A 19,573-nucleotide genomic window follows, 5' to 3' on the forward strand; every position below is an offset into this window, starting at 1 on the left:
TTTTCTGGGGCTTTCCTCCGGGCGCTTCCCTTCGGTCTTGCGTTTCCGACTCTATCAGACTCTTTCGTGTCCGATTCCCGGTCGAAGCGGGATTGCTTTCGAGGAATTCGCTTTCGCGCTTTCCCTTTCGGCGTGTTCACTACTTTAGCCGATTCCCCCGGTGACTCATAATCGAGTCAATGGGCTTGAATTTCGGCACGCCGAAATTCGCACCCGCTGGGGTGAGTCGTAGGTAGTGGTTGGCCGCTTCGAGTCGCCCGGCATGAGGTCCGATGGACCCAACCGTTGGCTGTACCGTCTCAAGCGGCTCGGACTACATTAGGTGCCCCGCATGGGCGAGTCAAGTTGACCTGCGCCGTGGTGCGTGCGCCCGGTACGGGCTCACCGTGGGGTCACCGTCCACCCAGAAGCGCCACGGGTGGGTGGCACCGTCCCCGCCCACTCCGGTGCGCGGGCCGTTGCGTAGCTGGTCGCGGGGTGGCGGGGCGCCGTGCAGTACGGAGAGGACGGCGCCCGGGTGGGCGATGGCATCGGTGCCGTTGAGCGCGCGGTCGATGTCGAGAGCCGTCGCGAGCCGGGCCGGCCCTTTGGCCAGTTCTCGGTCATTGCGGGCCGAGACTCGACGTTTACGGGTGAGGTCGGCGCCCGTGCGGATGTCGCCGGCCCTGAGCAGTACACCGCTCGCCATGCCCTCCGGGCCGCACACCAGGTTGAGGCAGTGCCACATGCCGTAGGTGAAGTAGACGTACGCGTGGCCGGGCGGCCCGTACATCACGCTGTTGCGCGGGGTCCGGCCCCGGAAGGCGTGCGAGCCGGGGTCGATCTCCCCCGCGTACGCCTCCACCTCGGTGAGGCGCAGCTCGATGGGGCCGTCGGGCGTACTGCGTACCAGCGTCCGGCCCAGTAGATCCGGCGCCACGTCCAGCACGGGGCGGTCGAAGAAGTCCCGCGTCAGCGGCGTACGGTCCTGGCCCTCGATCATGAAGTCCGAGGCTACCGGGAACCGACTACGGTCATGGCGCGTATGTAGGGGTCAGGACCTAGGAGGAGAAGACATGGGCTTCAAGCGGCTGCTCGCGAGCATGGGTGCCGGCGGTGCCTCGGTGGAGACGGAGCTGACCGAGCTCAACGTCGTACCGGGTGGGGTCGTCCAGGGCGAGGTGCGGGTCCAGGGCGGATCGGTGGACCAGCAGATCGAGGGACTCTCCGTCGGGCTTCAGGCCCGGGTCGAGGTCGAGGGCCAGGAGCAGGAGACCAAGCAGGACATCGAGTTCACCAAGCTTCGGCTCGGGGGCGCGTTCGAGGTGCGGGCGGGTGCGGTGCACGTCGTGCCGTTCGGGCTCGAAATCCCCTGGGAGACGCCGATCACCATGTTCGCGGGCCAGCACCTGCACGGGATGAACATCGGGGTGACCACGGAGCTGGAGATCGCACGGGCCCTGGACTCCGGGGACCTGGACCCCATCAACGTGCACCCGCTGCCGGCGCAGCAGGCGATCCTGGACGCCTTCGGGCAGCTGGGCTTCGGCTTCCGCAGTGCCGACATGGAGCGCGGTCACATTCGCGGTACGCGTCAGCGGCTGCCCTTCTACCAGGAGATCGAGTTCTTCCCGCCGTCGCAGTACCGCGGGCTGAACCAGGTCGAGCTGACGTTCGTCGCGGACGACCGCGAGATGGACGTCGTGCTGGAGATGGACAAGAAGCCGGGTCTGTTCAGTGAGGGCAGCGATTCGTACCGCGCGTTCAAGGTGGGTCTCAACGACTTCCAGGGGACCGACTGGGCGGCTTACCTGAACCAGTGGCTCGCCCAGGTCGGCGGTCAGCGCAACTGGCTCTAGGGTCGTTGGGAGATCTGCCGACACCGGAACCGCCAACAGGAGAGGTGCTGACGTGACCGAGCCGAAGAGGCCGCCGTTGCCGCACGACTTCCATCCCGAGGTCCCCTCGTTCACCGTGGTGAGCGAGGACCTCGCGCCGGGGGCCGTGCTTGCGGACGCACAGGTGCAGGCGGCGGGGAACACCTCGCCGCAACTGCGGTGGGAGGGGTTCCCGGCGGGGACGAAGAGTTTCGCGGTGACGTGCTTCGACCCGGACGCTCCCACCGGCAGCGGGTTCTGGCACTGGGTGCTCTTCGACATCCCGGCGTCGGTGACGGAGCTGCCGGCGGGTGCGGGCGGCGGGACGTTCGAGGGGCTGCCCCCGGGCGCCGTGCACGTCCGCAACGACTACGGGTCGAAGGACTTCGGCGGCGCCGCGCCGCCGCCCGGCGAGAACCACCGGTATGTGTTCACCGTGTACGCGGTGGACAGCGAGAAGCTCGGGCCGGACAGCGAGGTGTCGCCCGCGGTGGTCGGTTTCAACCTGCGGTTCCACACGCTGGGCCGTGCCCAGCTGATCGGTGAGTACGCAGAGCCCGCAGAAAGCACGACAAGTCGATAGTTCCACCCTGTTTGCCCTGCCCTGGTCCTGGAGAGATCAGGGCAGGGCGTTTTTTATTGCGTTGTCCATCACGGCCCGCCCAGCCAGAGTTGATCCGGGCCTGCCAGGTGGCGGGCGGCACACGGGAGGTGGGCGGGATGCGGGACACGCTGGTGCTGAATGCGAGCTTCGAGCCGCTGTCGACGGTGACGCTGAACCGTGCGGTGGTGCTGATCCTGCAGGACAAGGCCGTCGTCGAGCAGTCGCATCCCGGCCTCCGCATGCGCGGTGCCGCCGTGGACATTCCGGTGCCCCGGGTGATCAGGCTCTGCCGGTACGTACGGGTGCCGTTCCGAAGACAGGCTCCGTGGTCCAGAAGGGGGGTGCTGATACGGGACCAGCACCGGTGCGCGTACTGCGGGCGGCGGGCGAGCACCGTCGACCACGTGGTGCCGCGTGCCCAGGGAGGCCAGGACACCTGGCTCAACACGGTGGCCTCCTGTGCCGAGGACAACCACCGCAAGGCGGCCCGTACGCCGGAGCAGGCGGGGATGCCGCTGTTGCGGCAGCCGTTCGTGCCGTCTCCGGCGGATGCGATGCTGCTGGCGCTGGGGGCCGGGGACCGTTCGGCGCTGCCGGAGTGGCTGGACCGGTCCGCGGCGTAGCCCCCGTACGCCCGCTGTCGTGGCCGAGGCCCGTCTCCGTGCGGAGGCGGGCCTCCGTGTGTCAGCGGAGCAGCAGCTGGACGATGGCGGCCGTGCCGACCGTGACGACGAGGGCGCGCAGGACGGTGGGGCTCAGCCGGCGGCCGACCTTGGCGCCTATCTGGCCGCCGAGTGCGGAGCCGATCGCGATCAGTACGACGGCGGTCCAGTCGAAGTCAGCGACGAAGAGGAAGAAGAGCGCGGCGATGCTGTTGACGAGTGCGGCCAGGACGTTCTTCACGGCGTTGAGGCGCTGCATGGTGTCGTCGAGCAGCATGCCCATCAGGGAGAGGTAGATGATCCCCTGGGCGGCGGTGAAGTAGCCGCCGTAGACGCTGGCGAGCATCAGGCCGACGAAGAGCAGCGGGCCGCCGTCGGGGCGGGCCGGGACGCCGGTGTGTTCGCGTCGGCGCTGGACGGCTTTGCTGATGCGCGGTTGCAGGATGACCAGGACGAGGGCCATGGCCACCAGGATCGGCACGATGGTCTCGAAGGCCGTGGAGGGCAGCGCCAGCAGCAGGGTGGCGCCGGTCAGTCCGCCGACGAGCGCGCCGACGGCGAGCTTGAGTACGCGCGGACGCTGCCCCGCGAGCTCCTTGCGGTAGCCGATCGCGCCGCTGATGGAGCCGGGGATCAGGCCGAGTGCGTTGGAGACGGTGGCGGTGACCGGTGGCAGACCGGTGGCGAGCAGCACCGGGAAGGTGATCAGCGTTCCCGAGCCGACGATCGTGTTGATCGTGCCCGCGCTGATGCCCGCGACGAAGACGGCGAGCATCTCCCACATGGTCATCCCGAACCCCCCGTGCCTGATCGGTGCTTGGTGCATTGATCATGCACGAGGGGGTGTACACGTCAGTCGATCGGGGTGTCCTCGCGACGTTCCTTGTTACCGCCGTTGCCGCCGTTGCCGCCACCGTTGTTGCCGGTGTTGAAGCCGGGCATGCCGGTGCCGAGGTTTCCGAAGGCGCCGCTGAGGCCCTTGAGTGCGTCACCGATCTCGCTGGGCACGATCCAGAGCTTGTTGGCGTCGCCCTCGGCGATCTTCGGCAGCATCTGGAGGTACTGGTACGAGAGGAGCTTCTGGTCCGGGTCGCCGGCGTGGATGGACTCGAAGACCGTGCGGATCGCCTGGGCCTCGCCCTCCGCGCGCAGGGCGGCGGCCTTGGCCTCGCCCTCGGCGCGCAGGATCGCGGACTGCTTCTCGCCCTCCGCGGTGAGGATCGCGGACTGGCGGGTTCCTTCGGCCTGGAGGATCGCGGCGCGCTTGTCGCGGTCGGCGCGCATCTGCTTCTCCATCGAGTCCTGAATGGAGGTGGGCGGCTCGATCGCCTTCAGCTCGACGCGGTTGACGCGGATGCCCCACTTGCCGGTGGCCTCGTCGAGGACTCCGCGCAGGGCGGCGTTGATCTCCTCGCGGGAGGTCAGGGTCCGCTCCAGGTCCATGCCGCCGATGATGTTGCGGAGCGTGGTGACGGTGAGCTGCTCGATGGCCTGGATGTAACTGGCCACTTCGTACGTCGCGGCCCTGGCATCGGTCACCTGGTAGTAGATGACCGTGTCGATGTTGACGACCAGGTTGTCCTGGGTGATCACCGGCTGCGGCGGGAAGGGCACGACCTGTTCACGGAGGTCGATCCGGTTGCGGATCGAGTCGATGAACGGAACGACGATGTTCAGGCCCGCGTTGAGGGTGCGGGTGTACCGGCCGAAACGTTCCACGATGGCGGCGCTGGCCTGTGGGATGACCTGGATCGTCTTGATCAGAGCGATGAAGACGAGCACCACCAGAATGATCAGGACGATGATGATCGGTTGCATCGTTTCCTCGTGCCCTTCGGTTGCCGACGGATCGCGATGATCGAGGTCGAGATCGTATGAGGGGCCGTGCGTCAGGTCGGTTGTCCTGCCGCACCGGTTCTCATGATGATCGACATCGAGTGTGACAGAACGGGCTCTGCCGTGTGGGCTGTTCGGTCACATGACGACGGCTGTGGCCCCGTCGATCTCGACGACGTCGACCTGTTGGCCCGGTTCGTAGCTCAGTTCCGCGTCGAGGGCGCGCGCCGACCAGATCTCGCCGGCCAGCTTGATCCGCCCGCCGTCGCCGGTGACCCGTTCCAGGACGACGGCCTGACGGCCTTTCAGCGCGTCGATCCCGGTGGCCAGATGGGGCCGGTCCGAGCGGTGCCGGTTGGCGATCGGCCGGACCACGGCGATCAGCGCCACGGACACGAAGACGAAGACCAGGACCTGGGCCACGATTCCGCCGCCGAGAGCCGCGACCACCGCCGCGGCGACCGCTCCGACGGCGAACATGCCGAACTCGGGCATCGCGGTCAGGACGAGCGGGATGCCCAGTCCCACCGCGCCGATCAGCCACCACACCCATGCGTCGATGATGTCCACCCGGCCATCGTATGGCCGCAAGCACCTCCGCCGACAGGGCGCAAGCGGGCCGGTGCTTCGGCGGAGGGCCCGACAGGCCCCTGGGGCCTTTCGTTCGGATCAGGCCGGCCCGGCATGATCGAAACCGACAGGCCCTAGCCGAGCGGCAGTCCGCGGGCGGTGTAGCGGTCGCCCTGGTGCTCGACGACGAGCGGCAGGCCGAAGCAGAGGGAGAGGTTGCGGGAGCTGAGCTCGGTCTCCATGGGGCCCGCGGCGAGCACCTTGCCCTGGCGGATCATCAGGACGTGGGTGAATCCGGGGGCGATCTCCTCGACATGGTGGGTGACCATGATCATGGAGGGTGCGTACGGGTCGCGGGCCAGCCGGCCGAGGCGGCGGACCAGGTCCTCGCGGCCGCCGAGGTCGAGTCCGGCGGCGGGCTCGTCGAGGAGGAGCAGTTCGGGGTCGGTCATCATGGCGCGGGCGATCAGGGTGCGCTTGCGCTCGCCCTCGGAGAGGGTGCCGAACTTCCGGTCCAGGTAGTCGGTCATGCCGAGCCGGTCGAGGAAGGCGCGGGCGCGGTCCTCGTCGACGGTGTCGTAGTTCTCGTTCCAGGTGGCGGTCATGCCGTAGGCGGCGGTGAGCACCGTCTGCAGGACCGTCTGCCGCTTGGGAAGCTTCTCCGCCATCGCGACGCCCGCGATCCCGATGCGGGGGCGCAGGTCGAAGACGTCGGTGCCGACGCCGCCGAGCAGCTCTCCGAGGACCGTGGCGCTGCCCTTGGTCGGGAAGAGGTAGCTGGACGCGACGTTGAGGAGGGTGGTCTTGCCGGCGCCGTTGGGGCCGAGGATGACCCAGCGCTCCCCCTCCTTGACCGACCAGGAGACGTCTTCCACCAGAGCGCGTCCGTCGCGGACCACGGATACGTCCACCAGCTCCAGTACATCGCTCATGAGCGCGTTGTCTCCCCATGCAGTTTCGTGATCGTCGCGTGCCTGTGGGCACAGCTCCCAGGGAAAACCTACGCCACTGCACGAGCGCTTCCGGCGCTGGGCCCGTCGACGCAGGGTTGGCGCGGGTCCCCCGCCCGCCCGGAGGTACGGGTCCGGGCAGGGTGACGACAGGGGCCGGGTCCGTTCCCTAGGCTGTCGTCATGCTTTCGGAACCACGCTCAGGGCTACTGGCCGCTTGGGGCAACGCGCTGCTGGCCGGCCTCGTCCCGCCGGACGACGCGGCACTCGCCATTGTCGGGGAGGACGCGGTGCACCGCGTCGAGGGGCTGCCGGGCGAGGCGGGGCCGGTCGGTCTCACGCTCGCGCTGGGGCGGCTGCGGGGACTCGGGGTGACCGGTTTCCGGGTCGCGCTGCCGGTCCCGGGGCATCCGCTGGGGCTCAGTGGCCCCGCGGAGTTCAATGCCAGGGCGCTGGAGGCCGAGGAGGCCGTGGTGACCTACGGCGCACCGTTCGGGCTGGTGCCCGAGGTGCGCGAGTCGGGGCCGGCCGGGGATCTTCACGTCGCCGTGGCGTGGCACTGCCTGGCCGTGCGGGAGGCGCCGCCGGCCGATGTGCCGTCGCTGGGCGAGGCGGAGCGGGAGCTCGCCGAGGCGTTGCGGGATGCGACGGCTGCGCTGTCGCGGCTCGACGTCGCCGGGTCCGGGCCGGTGGCCGAGGCGGCGCTGGACGCGTACCGGGCGCGGGCGGAACGGGAACGCGAGGTACTCGCTCCGGGGTACCCGCCGCGGGCGGTGCGGGTGCTGGAGCTGGCGCAGCGGGTGGGGCTGCTGGTCGCGGTGGCGTACGAGAACGGGCACGGCGGGGCGGTGAGCGCGTCGGAGATGGCGGCGCGGGGTGAGGCGCTGCGGCCGGTGGAGCGGGTGGCCCGGCGGGCGCAGGTCGCCGCGTACAACGCGTATGTGGAGGAGCGGGCGCGGTAGGGGCGGGGCCGGGGTGCGGGGTGCGTCCGGGCCGCGTTGTCCTCAAGCGCCGGACGGGCTGGAAAGCTGTCCTCCACCGCCGGGCGGGCTGGACGGATGCCCTCCACCGCCGGGCGGGCTTGAGGTGGCGGACACCCCGCCACCGGAGAGTGTGAATCTCAGCCCGCGGCCCCGTGCCGGACCGCCCAGAGCGCGGCCTGGGTGCGGTCCGACAGGTCCAGCTTCATCAGAATGTTCGAGACGTGCGTCTTGACGGTCTTCTCGGAGAGGACCAGTGCCCGTGCGATCTCCCGGTTGGAGCGGCCGTCGGCGATCAGGCCCAGCACTTCCCGCTCCCGTTCCGTGAGGGTGCTCCCCCGGCCCGTACCGCTGCCGGGGTCGTCCTGGGCGAGCAGCGCTCCCGCCACCTCGGGCTGGAGCAGGACATGGCCCGCGTGCACCGAGCGGATGGCTCCCGCCAGCGCGTCCGGGTCGACGTCCTTGTACACATAGCCGGAGGCGCCGGCGCGCAGGGCGGGTACGACGGTGCGCTGTTCGGTGAAGCTGGTGACGATCAGCACCTTGGCCGGGTTCTCCAGCTCCCGGAGCCTGCGCAGCGCCTCTATGCCGTCGGTGCCCGGCATCTTGATGTCCATCAGCACCACGTCGGGGCGCAGCTCCTCGGTCCTGGCCACCCCTTCGGCGCCGTCGGAGGCCTCTCCGACGACCTCTATGTCGTCCTGGATCTCCAGGAACGTCCGCAGACCGCGGCGGACCACCTGGTGGTCGTCGACCAGCAGCACCCTGATGATCCGGTCAGCCACCGGGTACCTCCATCTCGATCGTGGTGCCCTTGCCGGGCGCCGATTCAACGCTGAGTGTCCCTCCGACACCGCTCGCGCGGTCCCGCATCGAGACCAGGCCCAGGTGCCGCCCCGCCTGCCGGGTGGCCGTCGGCTCGAAGCCGTGGCCGTCGTCGGTGATCCGCAGCACCGTGCCGCCGCCGCGGCGGACGAGGCTGACGTCCACGTGAGCGGCCCCCGAGTGGCGCAGGGCGTTGTGCAGGGCTTCCTGGGAGACCCGGAGCAGCGCCTCCTCCTGTGCGGCGGGCAGCGCCCGCACACCCAGGCTCTCGAAGGTGACCCGGGCCGTGTGGGCGCGGTCCAGGACCTGGATCTGGGTACGGAGGGTGGCGATCAGGCCGTCCTCGTCGAGCGCGGCGGGGCGCAGTTCGACGACGGCTGCCCGCAGCTCGTCCACGGCCTCCGCCGCCAGGGCGGCGACCTGCTGGAGCTCGCCCTTGGCCCGTGCCGGATCGCGGTCGACCAGCGTGGCGGCGGCCTGGGCGGTGAGCCGCAGGGAGAACAGTTTCTGGCTGACCGCGTCGTGCAGCTCGTGGGCGAGGCGGGAGCGCTCCTCGGCGATGGTGAGCTCGCGGCTGCGCTCGTACAGCCGGGCGTTGGTGAGGGCGATCGCCGCGTGCTGGGCGAGGATCGCCAGCAGCTCCTCGTCCTCGACGGTGAATCCGCAGCTGCCCTCGGGCTTCGGGCAGCGCTTGTTGGCGAGGAAGAGGGCGCCGATGGTCTCGTCGCCGTCCCTGATGGGCAGGCCGAGGAAGTCGGACATGTCGGGGTGGGCGGCGGGCCAGCCCTCGAAGCGCGGGTCCTTGCGGACGTCGGCCAGGCGCTCGGGCTTCGCCTCGTGCAGCATCGCGGCGAGGATGCCGTGCTGCCGGGGAAGCGGGCCGATGGCCTTCCACTGTTCGTCGCTGACGCCGTCGACGACGAACTGGGCGAAGCCGCCGTGGTCGTCGGGGACCCCGAGCGCCGCGTACTCGGCGTCGAGCAGCTCGCGGGCCGAGGCGACGATCGTCTTGAGGACGTCCCGCATTTCCAGGTGCCGGCTCATGGCGAGCAGCGCGGCACTCACTGCTGCGAGGCCGCCCGACGGTGGGCGATGGGTCATGGCCTCACCGTACCGGCGGGCCACCGGCCCCGTATCGGCCTGTGGACGGCCACCGATTAGGGCGCAGGGACTAGGTCCATGTGCCGTGCGGCGTGCGGGTACGAGGGGGCGGGTCGGCGTCACCGGTCGGCCCCGGGAGGCCGCTGCGAGCAGCTCAGGCCCCCTCCGAGCCGTCCCGAGCCGCTTCACGTCCCCCATGGAACCGGAACGTCACACTCCGAATTGCTCGCGCAACGGTTGGTGAGATTGATACACGGCCGATGTGAGCCCGCGCATAGGACCTGCGTCACTTACGAAGCCACCTAGTGGACAAATAGGACGGAGCGGGCGGGTATGAGCGCAGGTCACCCCGTTCGAGCGCGACCCCGGCCCACTACCCGGCTTCGTACGTCACACCTTTGCCACACCATTTTGCGGTCGCTAAGAATTGCACTTGTCCCCGACGGAGAAGCGATGTCGCCTCCCGTCTTCGTCCTCCGTGAGGACCCCCGCGATTCGAAGAGGTACCTGCATGTCCGCGTCCAGCATTACCGACCGTCTCCGACGTCTGAACAAGACCCAGAAGCTCTCCGTGGCGGGAATCTCCGCCGTCGCCGCCACTGCGCTCTCGTTGTCGCTGGTGCCCGGTAATGCCGAGGCCGAGACCGAGCCGCAGGCCATCTCCGGCGCCCCCGTCGTCTTCGCGTCCGCCGCCGGCGCCCCGCAGGCCAAGTCCATCCAGGCCAGCGTCATCGAGCAGCACTCCACCGCCGAGCAGCTGATCAAGGCCGCCGACGCCGCGAAGGCCAAGAAGGCCGAGTCCGCGTCGAAGGAGAAGGCCAAGAAGGCCAAGGCCAAGGCGAAGAAGGACGCGGCCAAGCGCGGCAAGCAGTCGGCCAGCCGCTCCGAGTCCCGTACCCCGGTCTTCTCGAACAACCTGGACGGCTGGATCAAGGAATCCCTGTCGATCATGAAGGCCAAGGGCATCCCGGGCACGTACGACGGCCTGCACCGCAACATCATCCGTGAGTCCAGCGGCAACCCGAAGGCCATCAACGACTGGGACGTCAACGCGGTCAACGGTGTCCCCTCGAAGGGGCTGCTCCAGATCATCAAGCCGACCTTCGACGCCTACCACGTCAACGGCACCCCCCACGACCAGTACGACCCGATCGCCAACATCACCGCGTCGGCCAACTACGCCGCCGACAAGTACGGCTCGATCGACAACGTCAACAGCGCGTACTGAGTCCACTCCGGTACGCCGTGACACACGCCGAAGGGCGGCACCCCGTGCGGGGTGCCGCCCTTCGGCGTCGTACGGTGCGCAGCCGCGCGGCGGCTACTTGCGCATCACCTCGGGCTCGTGGCGGCGCAGCAGGCGCGCGACCGCGAACCCGCAGATGACACCGAGGAAGACCAGTACCCCGATATTGATCCCCCACTGGCTCGCCGTGTGCTCCCACAGCGGGTCCAGGTCCGTGGGGTTCTTCTGGTCCCACGGCGGCATCAGGTGGGCGAGGTCGAGTGTCGAGCCCGCGGCCGCGATGGCCCAGCGGGACGGCATCAGCCAGGCGAACTGCTCCAGGCCCAGCGATCCGTAGACCTGGAAGAGGATGCCGGTGAAGACGACCTGGACGATCGCGAACATGACCAGCAGCGGCATGGTCTTCTCGGAGGTCTTCACCAGCGAGGAGATCACCAGGCCGAACATCATCGAGGTGAAGCCGAGCGCGATGATCGTCACGCAGAGTTCGACGGCCGGCGGCATGATCAGGCCCTCCGCCGGCAGATCGCGGGTGGCGAAGCCGATGCCGCAGATGATGACGCCCTGGACGGCCGTGATCATGCCGAGCACGATCACCTTGGACATCAGATAGGCGGAGCGGGAGAGGCCGGTGGCCCGTTCCCGTTCGTAGATCACCCGTTCCTTGATCAGCTCTCGTACGGAGTTGGCCGCGCCGGAGAAGGTCATGCCGATCACCAGGATCAGCATGATCGTTCCGGCGTCGCTGTTGAACCGGGACGGCGGCTTGGGCGGGCCCAGGCCGAAGTCGGCCGGGATGACGACGCTGACGACACCGAGTACCGCGGGCAGGATCACCATCAGGCCCATGAAGCCCTTGTCGGACGCGATCACCGACAGGTAGCGGCGCATCAGGGTCCACAGCTGCGTGCCCCAGCCCTGCGGCTTCGGCGGACGCATCTGCTGCGGCGGCGGCATGTGCACGGACTGCGCGGCGACGGAGTCGATGTCCGCGGCGTACATCTGGTAGTGCTGCGAACCGCGCCAGCGGCCCGCCCAGTCGTAGTCGCGGTAGTTCTCGAACGCGGAGAAGACGTCGGCCCAGGTGGTGTAGCCGAAGAAGTTGAGCGCTTCCTCCGGCGGACCGAAGTAGGCGACGGCACCGCCGGGCGCCATCACCAGGAGCTTGTCGCAGATGGCCAGCTCGGCGACCGAGTGCGTGACGACGAGGACCGTGCGGCCGTCGTCGGCCAGCCCGCGCAGCAGCTGCATGACATCGCGGTCCATGCCCGGGTCGAGGCCGGAGGTCGGCTCGTCCAGGAAGATCAGCGAGGGCTTGGTGAGCAGTTCCAGGGCCACCGAGACGCGCTTGCGCTGGCCGCCGGAGAGCGAGGTGACCTTCTTGTCCTTGTGGATGTCGAGCTTGAGCTCGGCGAGGACTTCCAGGATCCGGGACTGGCGCTCGGCCTCCGTGGTGTCCGCGGGGAAGCGGAGCTTGGCCGCGTACTTGAGGGCCTTGGTGACCGTGAGTTCCTTGTGCAGGATGTCGTCCTGCGGAACCAGCCCGATGCGCTGGCGCAGCTCGGCGAACTGCTTGTAGAGGTTCCGGTTGTCGTAGAGGACCTCGCCCTGGTTGGCGGGCCGGTAGCCGGTGAGCGCCTTGAGCAGGGTGGACTTTCCGGAGCCGGACGGGCCGATGACGCCGATCAGCGACTTCTCGGGGACGCCGAACGAGACGTCCTTGAGGATCTGCTTGCCACCGTCGACCGTCACCGTGAGGTGGCGGGCGGCGAAGGAGACCTCGCCGGTGTCGACGAACTCCTCGAGCCGGTCGCCGACCAGGCGGAACGTCGAGTGGCCGACGCCGACGATGTCGTTCGCGCCGATGAGCGCGGAGCCGGACTTCGAGAGCGGCTGGCCGTTGACGTACGTGCCGTTGTGGGATCCGAGGTCACGGATCTCGAAGCGGCCGTCGGGCGCCGCGTGGAACTCGGCGTGGATGCGTGAGACCTGGAGGTCGTAGACGACCAGCTCGTTCTCCAGCGCACGGCCGATGCGCATCACCCGGCCGAGAGCCACCTGGTGGAAGGTGGTCGGGCTGCGGTCGCCGTAGACCGGTGGCGCCCCCGCCGCGCCGCCGGCCCCGCCACTCCCGGGGGTGTTCGCCATGCCCTGCCGCGGAACATGGGGCTGCTGCTGTGCCGGGGGTGCCTGCTGCCAGGCCTGCGGCTGCTGTCCCGGAACCTGCGGCTGCCCCGCGTTCTGCTGCTGGCCCTGCCCGCCGGGTCCCCCCTGCTGCGGTTGCGGCTGCTGCGGCGGAGCCTGCTGCGGCTGCTGGGCGGGGGCCTGGGCCCCCGCGGCGCCCTGCCCGCTGTACACATCGGCGCCGGCCGCGGCACCGCTGAGATTCAGCCGGGGCCCGTCGGTGGCGTTGCCCAGGTTCACGGCGGAGCCGGGCCCGATCTCCATCTGCTGGATCCGGCGGCCCTGCACATACGTGCCGTTGGTGCTGCCGTGGTCCTCGATGAACCAACCCCGGCCACTCCAGCTGATCGTGGCGTGCCGCCACGACACCCTGGCGTCATCGACCGTCATGTCGCCCTGCGGATCACGTCCGAGGGTGTACGACCTGGACGGATCGAGCGTCCAGGTCCTTCCATTCAATTCCAGTACGAGTTCCGGCACTCCGCGCCCCACTAGTTGTCCCCCGATTACCCCCGTCGCAGGGAGTCTAGGGATGCTGAACATCGTGGCGAACTATTCCAGGAGCAGTCGCGGATACGAAAGCCAGGCGGGGGTTTGACCCCGCTTGCACCTGCACTGTTACGGCATTGACGCCGACGAAACAGTCACCTACCGCCATAACTGGCCATGAATGACTGTGCATCGTGCGGAATTATGTGGTTGGGGGGTATCGGGGCATGCTGTCCGGCACTCGGGACAGGCCGTCGGCCGCGCGGCGCGGACCGATACGGTGGACACACCATGAGCGCATCTCAGCCACCTCAGTCCTCACCGTCTCCTGAGTCCCCTGAGTCACGTCAGGGCATCGACGCACCGACCCTTCTCGTGAAGATCTTCGGGAAGGACCGTCCCGGCATCACCGCCGGGCTGTTCGACACCCTCGCCGCCTACTCGGTCGATGTCGTCGACATCGAGCAGGTCGTCACCCGTGGCCGCATCGTCCTGTGCGCGCTGGTCACCGCCCCGGTCGCGGGCGGAACCACCGCGGGCGACCTGCGGGCCACCGTGCACAGCTGGGCCGAGTCGCTGAAACTGCAGGCCGAGATCATCTCCGGCACGGGCGACAACCGCCCCCGTGGCGACGGCCGCTCCCACGTGACGGTGCTCGGGCACCCGCTGACCGCGGAGTCGACCGCCGCCATAGCGGCCAGGATCACCTCGACCGGCGGGAACATCGACCGGATCTTCCGGCTCGCGAAGTATCCGGTCACCGCCGTGGAGTTCGCGGTGTCCGGCACCGGGACCGAGGAGCTGCGGACCGCGCTGGCCACCGAGGCCGCCGAGATCGGCGTCGACGTGGCCGTGGTCTCGGCCGGGCTGAGCCGCCGCGCGCAGCGGCTCGTCGTGATGGACGTCGACTCGACGCTCATCCAGGACGAGGTCATCGAGCTCTTCGCGGCCCATGCCGGCTGCGAGGCCGAGGTCGCCGCCGTCACCGAGCAGGCGATGCGCGGCGAACTCGACTTCGAGCAGTCGCTGCACGCCCGGGTGGCGCTGCTGGCGGGCCTCGACGTGTCCGTGGTGGAGAAGGTGCGCGCCGAGGTACGGCTGACGCCGGGCGCCCGCACCCTGATCCGTACGCTGAAGCGGCTCGGCTACCAAGTGGGCGTCGTCTCCGGCGGGTTCACCCAGGTGACGGACGATCTCAAGGAGCGGCTGGGGCTCGACTTCGCCTCTGCCAACACCCTGGAGGTCGTCGACGGAAAGCTCACCGGCCGGGTGACCGGGGACATCGTCGACCGGGCCGGCAAGGCCCGGCTGCTGCGCCGCTTCGCCGCGGAGGCCGGGGTGCCGCTGGCGCAGACCGTGGCGATCGGTGACGGGGCGAACGACCTGGACATGCTGAACACGGCCGGGCTGGGCGTCGCGTTCAACGCCAAGCCGGTGGTCCGCAGGGCCGCGCACACGGCGGTGAACGTGCCGTTCCTGGACACCGTGCTCTATCTGCTGGGCATCACGCGCGAGGAGGTCGAGGCCGCCGACGGTCTCGTCGAATAGGGAGCCGCCCGGAGCGGAGCCGGGGTCGAGGGTCCCGGCCGTCCCCCGGAAGCACGGAGGGCCCCGGTGCGCAAGCCGAAGCGTGCGCACCGGGGCCCTCCTCATGAGCCGGTGGGACCATGAGCCGGTGGGACCACGAGCCGGTGCGGCCGGTCGCCGTGAGCCCGTGGGGGGGCCGGTCGTCCCGTCAGTCGTTCGGCGTCCAGTACTCGGTGAGCTTGCCGACGCCGTGCTCCACGGCCTTCCAGGTGCCGGGGAACTCGACCACGGCGAACGCCGCGGTCGGGAAGCCGCCGCGGGTCATCCGGGCCAGCGCGTCACCCTCCGCCGCGCCCGAGAGTGCGTCGGCGAGCGCGTGCATGCCCGGGTTGTGGCCGATCACCAGGAGGTTGCGGACCTCGTCGGGGGTCTCGTTGACCAGGGCGATCAGCTCGCCGAGCGAGGCCTCGTACAGCCGCTCCTCGTACACGGTCCTGGGGCGCTCCGGCATCTCGTGCACGGCCAGTTTCCATGTCTCGCGCGTCCTGGCGGCGGTGGAACAGAGGGCCAGATCGAAGACGATCCCGGAATCAACGAGTTTGCGGCCCGCCACGGGGGCGTCCTTGCGGCCGCGTTCCGCGAGCGGCCGCTCATGGTCGGAGTCCTGCGACCATTCCGCCTTTGCATGCCTGAGAAGGACGATCCTGCGAGGTGTATCGACGCTCATACACCTCAGCTTCGCACGAAATGTGCCACCTGGCTCAGGGTGTTGGAGGCTTGATCCGCCACGGGCGACGGCCGTCAGCGGCCCAGCAGCTCCACGATTCGCGCGAGCAACTGGCCCATCGCCGGATCGTCCGTGGCCGCCTGCGCCTGCCCCGGTCCGACGATCAGCAGCAGAAGCGCGCCGAAGGCGACGGCGGGCAGCGCCACGGCCCACCACGGCAGCCTGATCTCGACACCGCCCGCATCCGGGCGGGTGGACCGGGGGTGTGTACGGGCCGACATGTCCGCCTCCGTGGGTCATCGGGTCTGATACCTGAAAACCTACGGACCCTGGGATGTCCGGCCCATCCGGTGACCCACCCACTTCACCCTGACCCTGGCCCCCTAAGGGATGGTGGGGCTACCCCCACCGTCGTCCCTCGGTGAGCCCGGACCACTACGGGGAGGCGAGGGTGGCGATGACGGCGATGACGATCGAGATCAGCACCATCGCTCCGAAGACGAGCAGGAGCTTCTTCTGGCCGTTCTGGGGATTCGGGTCGAGCACAGGAGACATGGGCCCAGTCTCGCATCTCAGCATTCGTCCTCGATCGTCCGGTCCCGGCCGGCCAGGATGCCCGCCGCCATCTGCGGCACCATAAGGGCCGCCATCAGCGCGATCGGCAGCCCCCAGCCGCCGCTGTGCTGGTAGAGCACGCCGACGAGGAGCGGTCCGGGGATCGAGATCAGATAGCCGGTGGACTGGGCGAACGCGGACAGCCTGACCACTCCGGCGCCGCTGCGCGAGCGCATGCCGATCATCGTGAGGGCGAGCGGGAAGGCGCAGTTCGAGATGCCCAGGAGCAGCGCCCAGGCCCAGGCGCCGCCGGACGGGGCGAGGTAGAGGCCCGCGTAGCCGACGAGGCCGCAGGCGCCGAGGAAGACGACGATCGCGCCCTGGTTCCGCATCCGGGCGGCGACCCGGGGGATGACGAAGGCGAGCGGGACGCCCATCGCCATGGTGACGGCGAGCAGGACGCCCGCGGTGCCGGCCGAGACCCCGGCGTCCCGGAAGATCTGCGGCATCCACCCCATGGTGATGTAGGCGGCGGTGGCCTGGAGGCCGAAGAAGCAGGCCAGGGCCCAGGCGGTACGGCTGCGGGTGATCCTGAGCTCCGGGGCCTGCGCCCGGTGGGCGGAGGGCTGTCCGGGGGTGCCGCTCCGGTCCCGTACCAGCGGGATCCAGGGCAGGATCGCGGCGGCGGCGAGCACGGCCCAGATACCGAGGCCGGCCTTCCAACTGCCGCCCATCGCCTCGGTCATGGGGACGGTCACGGCGGCGGCCAGCGAGGTGCCGAGGGCCAGCGCCATGGAGTAGAGGCCGGTCATGGAGCCGACCCGGTCCGGGAACCAGCGCTTGACGATCACCGGCATCAGGACGTTGCTCACGGCGATGCCCATCAGGGCGAGCGCGCTCGCGGCGAGGAAGCCGGCCGTGCCGCCGACGAGGGGCCTGATCACCAGCCCGGCGGTGATGGCGACCATGCCCGCGCAGACGACCGCACCGGCTCCGAAGCGGCGGGCCAGCCGCGGCGCCATGATGCCGAAGACCGCGAAGCAGAGCGGCGGTACGGAGGTGAGGACCCCCGCGACGCTGCCGCTCATGTGCAGCCCGTCGCGCACCTCTTCGAGGAGGGCGCCGAGGCTGGTGATGGCCGGGCGGAGGTTGAGTGCGGTGAGGACGAGCCCGACGACGACCAGGCGGAGCAGCCACGGCGCGGGGCCGGCCGGCGGGGCGGGGACGTCGGTACGGGGGGTCGCCGGAGTGGCGGGGCTCAGCGTCCCGGTCGGGGTCTGGGGAGGGGTTTCGTCGTCACGCATGGGGCCATCATAGAATCATGGGATGATTACTTGTCCATTCCGCTGATCCCCTGAGAACCTTCGGACACCCCGGGAACGGCGGGACGGTCCCCGCACCCGGACACCCGAGCAAGGAGCACCATGGCGCTGACGTCCCCGCGGCGTTCGGCACTCGCCGACCAGGTGATTGCCCAGCTGAGGAACCAGATCACTACGGGCGAGTGGCCCGTGGGCTCGCGCATCCCCACCGAACCCGAGCTGGTCGAGCAGCTGGGGGTGGCCCGTAACACCGTCCGCGAGGCGGTGCGCGCGCTCGCGCACAACGGGCTGCTCGACATCCGGCAGGGCTCGGGCACCTATGTGGTCGCCACCAGCGAGCTGGCCGGGGTGATGCACCGCAGGTTCGCGACCGCCGACCCGCGCCATGTCGCCGAGCTGCGCTCGACGCTGGAGTCGTCGGCGGCGCGCCTGGCCGCCGCCCGTCGTACCGACCGGGACCTGAAGCAGTTGGACGCGCTGATGCGGCGCCGGGAGGAGACCTGGGCCGCGGGGGACGCGGAGGCCTTCGTCGCGGCGGACGCGACGCTGCACCTGGCCGTGGTGGCCGCCTCCCACAACGACGTGCTGACCGGGCTCTACGCCGACCTGGGCGATCTCCTGCGGGACTACCTCCGGGTCGACGTCGGTCATGAGCTGCGGCCGGAGAACCACATGGACCACGGGCGGCTGGTCGAGGCGATCCGCGCCGGTGACGCGGAGACGGCGGCATCCGAGGCGGCGAGCCACGCGCTCGACTGCCTGGTGGACCGGGTGTAGGGCCGCTCGTCCGGATCAGGCCGGGCTCGCGGGACCTCAGGAGGCCGCGCGGGTCCCGTTCCCGTGGGTGATCCACACGGCGCCGATCTCTTTCCAGCAGCGGTCGTCCAGCCGTACGGTCCGCCCCGGTCCGACGTCGACCGGCCTGGAGTCCGCGTCGACGTCCCACCAGCGGGCGCACTCGGTGTGCAGCTGGACGCGGTCGGCGGACGGGTACGGGTTGTGGCAGTAGGCGACGACCCTGGAGCCCCGGACGGACGTACGGCACTCGGAGCCGGAGGGTTCGGGGTCCGGTGCGGGCGGCGCTGCCGCACCGGTGGCCCCGACATGGCCCGCGGCGTACAGGGCCCCGGGAACGAGCAGTCCGGCGACGACCGCGGAGGCCGCCAGCAGGGACCGGGTTCGGCGACGTGTGCCGTGCACAGCGATCTCCTCCCCTCAGCCTGACCAGAGTCCGGTTCCTCCACATTCTGCGGTGGATCGACCAGGTTTTCGACCTGAGCGCCGAGAGGCCGGGCGGGACAAGGGGAACGGCCGCGCACCACCTCCGGGGGAAGTGGTGCGCGGCCGTTTCCGAACGCGGTGGTACGAGGGTCAGGCACCCATCATGTGCACGCCGCTGTCGACGTGGATGATCTCGCCCGTGGTCCTCGGGAAGAAGTCCGAGAGCAGCGCGACGATGCCGCGGCCGGCCGGCTCCGGGTCCGACATGTCCCAGGCCAGCGGTGCGCGGGTGTTCCACACCTCGGCGAGGTCGCTGAAGCCCGGGATGGACTTGGCGGCCATGGAGCCGAGCGGTCCGGCCGAGACCAGGTTGCAGCGGATGCCGTCCTTGCCCAGGTCGCGGGCGAGGTAGCGGGAGGTCGCCTCCAGCGCGGCCTTCGCCGGGCCCATCCAGTCGTACTGCGGCCAGGCGAACTGCGCGTCGAAGGTGAGGCCGACGATCGAACCGCCCTCGCTCATCAGCGGCTTGCACGCCATGGCGAGCGACTTCAGCGAGAACGCCGAGACGTGCATCGCCGTGGCGACCGACTCGAACGGGGTGTTGAGGAAGTTGCCGCCGAGGGCGTCCTGCGGCGCGAAGCCGATGGAGTGGACGACGCCGTCGAGCGTGCCGAGCTCGTCGCGCACGAGACCGGCGAGCCGGTCCAGGTGCTCGGCGTTGGTCACGTCCAGCTCGATGACCTTGGCCGGCTTGGGCAGCTTCCGGGCGATGCGCTCGGTCAGCGTGGGCCGCGGGAAGGCGGTCAGAATGATTTCGGCGCCCTGCTCCTGGGCCACCTTGGCGGTGTGGAACGCGATGGACGACTCCATCAGCACCCCGGTGATGAGGATGCGCTTGCCGTCGAGAATTCCGCTCAT

At 69.9% G+C, this 19,573-nt stretch carries 21 protein-coding genes; 7 read left to right on the top strand and 14 right to left on the bottom strand.

What is annotated here, in order from left to right; genetic code table 11:
- Positions 1-340: 340 nt before the first annotated feature.
- Positions 341-982 carry a DNA-3-methyladenine glycosylase gene (locus tag ACIO3R_RS38765; protein ID WP_402111826.1) on the bottom strand — a complete coding sequence of 214 codons (642 nt, stop codon included), beginning with the start codon at positions 980-982 and terminating at the stop codon, positions 341-343.
- 73 nt (positions 983-1,055) lie between these two features.
- Here ACIO3R_RS38765 and ACIO3R_RS38770 point away from each other — a divergent pair, with 73 nt between their 5' ends.
- From ACIO3R_RS38770 to ACIO3R_RS38780, 3 genes are all read left to right on the top strand, one after another.
- Positions 1,056-1,838: a sporulation protein gene (locus ACIO3R_RS38770; RefSeq protein ID WP_123468992.1), complete on the top strand. Its 783-nt coding sequence runs from the start codon at positions 1,056-1,058 to the stop codon at positions 1,836-1,838.
- 52 nt (positions 1,839-1,890) lie between these two features.
- Complete coding sequence (locus ACIO3R_RS38775; protein WP_402111827.1) at positions 1,891-2,439, top strand: YbhB/YbcL family Raf kinase inhibitor-like protein; 549 nt, start codon at positions 1,891-1,893, stop codon at positions 2,437-2,439.
- A 137-nt stretch (positions 2,440-2,576) separates the two neighbouring features.
- A complete protein-coding gene (locus ACIO3R_RS38780; RefSeq protein ID WP_362967403.1) occupies positions 2,577-3,083 on the top strand; it encodes an HNH endonuclease in 507 nt (168 codons plus the stop codon).
- A gap of 61 nt (positions 3,084-3,144) precedes the next feature.
- Here the strand turns inward: ACIO3R_RS38780 and ACIO3R_RS38785 are convergent, their stop codons facing one another.
- The 4 genes from ACIO3R_RS38785 to ACIO3R_RS38800 form a co-directional block, all read right to left on the bottom strand.
- Positions 3,145-3,912, bottom strand: a complete 768-nt coding sequence (locus ACIO3R_RS38785) for a sulfite exporter TauE/SafE family protein (protein WP_385040526.1) — start codon at positions 3,910-3,912, stop codon at positions 3,145-3,147.
- Positions 3,913-3,974: 62 nt separating this feature from the next.
- The gene (locus tag ACIO3R_RS38790; RefSeq protein WP_385040523.1) at positions 3,975-4,940 is read right to left on the bottom strand and encodes an SPFH domain-containing protein; all 966 of its coding nucleotides are present in this window, start codon (positions 4,938-4,940) and stop codon (positions 3,975-3,977) included.
- Between the two features lie 156 nt (positions 4,941-5,096).
- The gene (locus ACIO3R_RS38795) at positions 5,097-5,528 is read right to left on the bottom strand and encodes an NfeD family protein (RefSeq protein WP_363028276.1); all 432 of its coding nucleotides are present in this window, start codon (positions 5,526-5,528) and stop codon (positions 5,097-5,099) included.
- A 134-nt stretch (positions 5,529-5,662) separates the two neighbouring features.
- Complete coding sequence (locus ACIO3R_RS38800; protein WP_385040519.1) at positions 5,663-6,460, bottom strand: ABC transporter ATP-binding protein; 798 nt, start codon at positions 6,458-6,460, stop codon at positions 5,663-5,665.
- 200 nt (positions 6,461-6,660) lie between these two features.
- Here ACIO3R_RS38800 and ACIO3R_RS38805 point away from each other — a divergent pair, with 200 nt between their 5' ends.
- Positions 6,661-7,440, top strand: a complete 780-nt coding sequence (locus tag ACIO3R_RS38805; RefSeq protein WP_385040516.1) for a hypothetical protein — start codon at positions 6,661-6,663, stop codon at positions 7,438-7,440.
- A 158-nt stretch (positions 7,441-7,598) separates the two neighbouring features.
- Here the strand turns inward: ACIO3R_RS38805 and ACIO3R_RS38810 are convergent, their stop codons facing one another.
- Entirely contained in the window at positions 7,599-8,243 is a 645-nt protein-coding gene (locus ACIO3R_RS38810; protein WP_329617080.1) for a response regulator transcription factor, read from the bottom strand.
- On the bottom strand, positions 8,236-9,384 hold the full coding sequence (locus ACIO3R_RS38815; RefSeq protein ID WP_385354961.1) for a GAF domain-containing sensor histidine kinase: 1,149 nt from the start codon (positions 9,382-9,384) through the stop codon (positions 8,236-8,238). The genes ACIO3R_RS38810 and ACIO3R_RS38815 overlap by 8 nt, the downstream gene beginning before the upstream one ends.
- Before the next feature lie 511 nt (positions 9,385-9,895).
- Here ACIO3R_RS38815 and ACIO3R_RS38820 point away from each other — a divergent pair.
- Entirely contained in the window at positions 9,896-10,612 is a 717-nt protein-coding gene (locus ACIO3R_RS38820; RefSeq protein ID WP_385040510.1) for a transglycosylase SLT domain-containing protein, read from the top strand.
- Positions 10,613-10,705: 93 nt separating this feature from the next.
- On the opposite strand, the gene ACIO3R_RS38825 is transcribed toward ACIO3R_RS38820, so the two are convergent.
- Positions 10,706-13,306, bottom strand: coding sequence for an FHA domain-containing protein (locus tag ACIO3R_RS38825; protein ID WP_385041780.1), 2,601 nt, complete (start codon positions 13,304-13,306; stop codon positions 10,706-10,708).
- 288 nt (positions 13,307-13,594) lie between these two features.
- Here ACIO3R_RS38825 and serB point away from each other — a divergent pair, with 288 nt between their 5' ends.
- Entirely contained in the window at positions 13,595-14,851 is a 1,257-nt protein-coding gene (gene serB, locus ACIO3R_RS38830) for a phosphoserine phosphatase SerB (RefSeq protein ID WP_385041782.1), read from the top strand.
- 187 nt (positions 14,852-15,038) lie between these two features.
- On the opposite strand, the gene ACIO3R_RS38835 is transcribed toward serB, so the two are convergent.
- The 4 genes from ACIO3R_RS38835 to ACIO3R_RS38850 all read right to left on the bottom strand — a co-directional run bounded on the left by ACIO3R_RS38835 (position 15,039) and on the right by ACIO3R_RS38850 (position 17,416).
- Complete coding sequence (locus tag ACIO3R_RS38835; RefSeq protein ID WP_385041103.1) at positions 15,039-15,557, bottom strand: SixA phosphatase family protein; 519 nt, start codon at positions 15,555-15,557, stop codon at positions 15,039-15,041.
- 74 nt (positions 15,558-15,631) lie between these two features.
- Positions 15,632-15,838 carry a hypothetical protein gene (locus tag ACIO3R_RS38840; RefSeq protein ID WP_385041106.1) on the bottom strand — a complete coding sequence of 69 codons (207 nt, stop codon included), beginning with the start codon at positions 15,836-15,838 and terminating at the stop codon, positions 15,632-15,634.
- Positions 15,839-15,992: 154 nt separating this feature from the next.
- The gene (locus ACIO3R_RS38845; RefSeq protein ID WP_260147507.1) at positions 15,993-16,103 is read right to left on the bottom strand and encodes an SGM_5486 family transporter-associated protein; all 111 of its coding nucleotides are present in this window, start codon (positions 16,101-16,103) and stop codon (positions 15,993-15,995) included.
- A 26-nt stretch (positions 16,104-16,129) separates the two neighbouring features.
- The gene (locus ACIO3R_RS38850; RefSeq protein ID WP_385041109.1) at positions 16,130-17,416 is read right to left on the bottom strand and encodes a CynX/NimT family MFS transporter; all 1,287 of its coding nucleotides are present in this window, start codon (positions 17,414-17,416) and stop codon (positions 16,130-16,132) included.
- A gap of 120 nt (positions 17,417-17,536) precedes the next feature.
- Here ACIO3R_RS38850 and ACIO3R_RS38855 point away from each other — a divergent pair, with 120 nt between their 5' ends.
- Positions 17,537-18,211, top strand: a complete 675-nt coding sequence (locus tag ACIO3R_RS38855) for a FadR/GntR family transcriptional regulator (protein WP_363028294.1) — start codon at positions 17,537-17,539, stop codon at positions 18,209-18,211.
- A 36-nt stretch (positions 18,212-18,247) separates the two neighbouring features.
- Here the strand turns inward: ACIO3R_RS38855 and ACIO3R_RS38860 are convergent, their stop codons facing one another.
- A complete protein-coding gene (locus ACIO3R_RS38860; RefSeq protein ID WP_402111832.1) occupies positions 18,248-18,634 on the bottom strand; it encodes a hypothetical protein in 387 nt (128 codons plus the stop codon).
- 171 nt (positions 18,635-18,805) lie between these two features.
- Positions 18,806-19,573 carry an enoyl-ACP reductase FabI gene (gene fabI / locus ACIO3R_RS38865; RefSeq protein WP_385041115.1) on the bottom strand — a complete coding sequence of 256 codons (768 nt, stop codon included), beginning with the start codon at positions 19,571-19,573 and terminating at the stop codon, positions 18,806-18,808.

Origin of the sequence: Streptomyces sp. NPDC087428 (assembly GCF_044744085.1) — a bacterium.
Classification (GTDB): domain Bacteria; phylum Actinomycetota; class Actinomycetes; order Streptomycetales; family Streptomycetaceae; genus Streptomyces.

Coding starts and splice junctions, on each gene's coding strand:
- ACIO3R_RS38765 (WP_402111826.1), bottom strand. CDS start 982: ATGATCGAGGGCCAGGACCGTACGCCGCTGACGCGGGACTTCTTCGAC.
- ACIO3R_RS38770 (WP_123468992.1), top strand. CDS start 1,056: ATGGGCTTCAAGCGGCTGCTCGCGAGCATGGGTGCCGGCGGTGCCTCG.
- ACIO3R_RS38780 (WP_362967403.1), top strand. CDS start 2,577: ATGCGGGACACGCTGGTGCTGAATGCGAGCTTCGAGCCGCTGTCGACG.
- ACIO3R_RS38785 (WP_385040526.1), bottom strand. CDS start 3,912: ATGACCATGTGGGAGATGCTCGCCGTCTTCGTCGCGGGCATCAGCGCG.
- ACIO3R_RS38790 (WP_385040523.1), bottom strand. CDS start 4,940: ATGCAACCGATCATCATCGTCCTGATCATTCTGGTGGTGCTCGTCTTC.
- ACIO3R_RS38800 (WP_385040519.1), bottom strand. CDS start 6,460: ATGAGCGATGTACTGGAGCTGGTGGACGTATCCGTGGTCCGCGACGGA.
- ACIO3R_RS38805 (WP_385040516.1), top strand. CDS start 6,661: ATGCTTTCGGAACCACGCTCAGGGCTACTGGCCGCTTGGGGCAACGCG.
- ACIO3R_RS38815 (WP_385354961.1), bottom strand. CDS start 9,384: ATGACCCATCGCCCACCGTCGGGCGGCCTCGCAGCAGTGAGTGCCGCG.
- ACIO3R_RS38820 (WP_385040510.1), top strand. CDS start 9,896: ATGTCCGCGTCCAGCATTACCGACCGTCTCCGACGTCTGAACAAGACC.
- serB (WP_385041782.1), top strand. CDS start 13,595: ATGAGCGCATCTCAGCCACCTCAGTCCTCACCGTCTCCTGAGTCCCCT.
- ACIO3R_RS38835 (WP_385041103.1), bottom strand. CDS start 15,557: ATGAGCGTCGATACACCTCGCAGGATCGTCCTTCTCAGGCATGCAAAG.
- ACIO3R_RS38840 (WP_385041106.1), bottom strand. CDS start 15,838: ATGTCGGCCCGTACACACCCCCGGTCCACCCGCCCGGATGCGGGCGGT.
- ACIO3R_RS38850 (WP_385041109.1), bottom strand. CDS start 17,416: ATGCGTGACGACGAAACCCCTCCCCAGACCCCGACCGGGACGCTGAGC.
- ACIO3R_RS38855 (WP_363028294.1), top strand. CDS start 17,537: ATGGCGCTGACGTCCCCGCGGCGTTCGGCACTCGCCGACCAGGTGATT.
- fabI (WP_385041115.1), bottom strand. CDS start 19,573: ATGAGCGGAATTCTCGACGGCAAGCGCATCCTCATCACCGGGGTGCTG.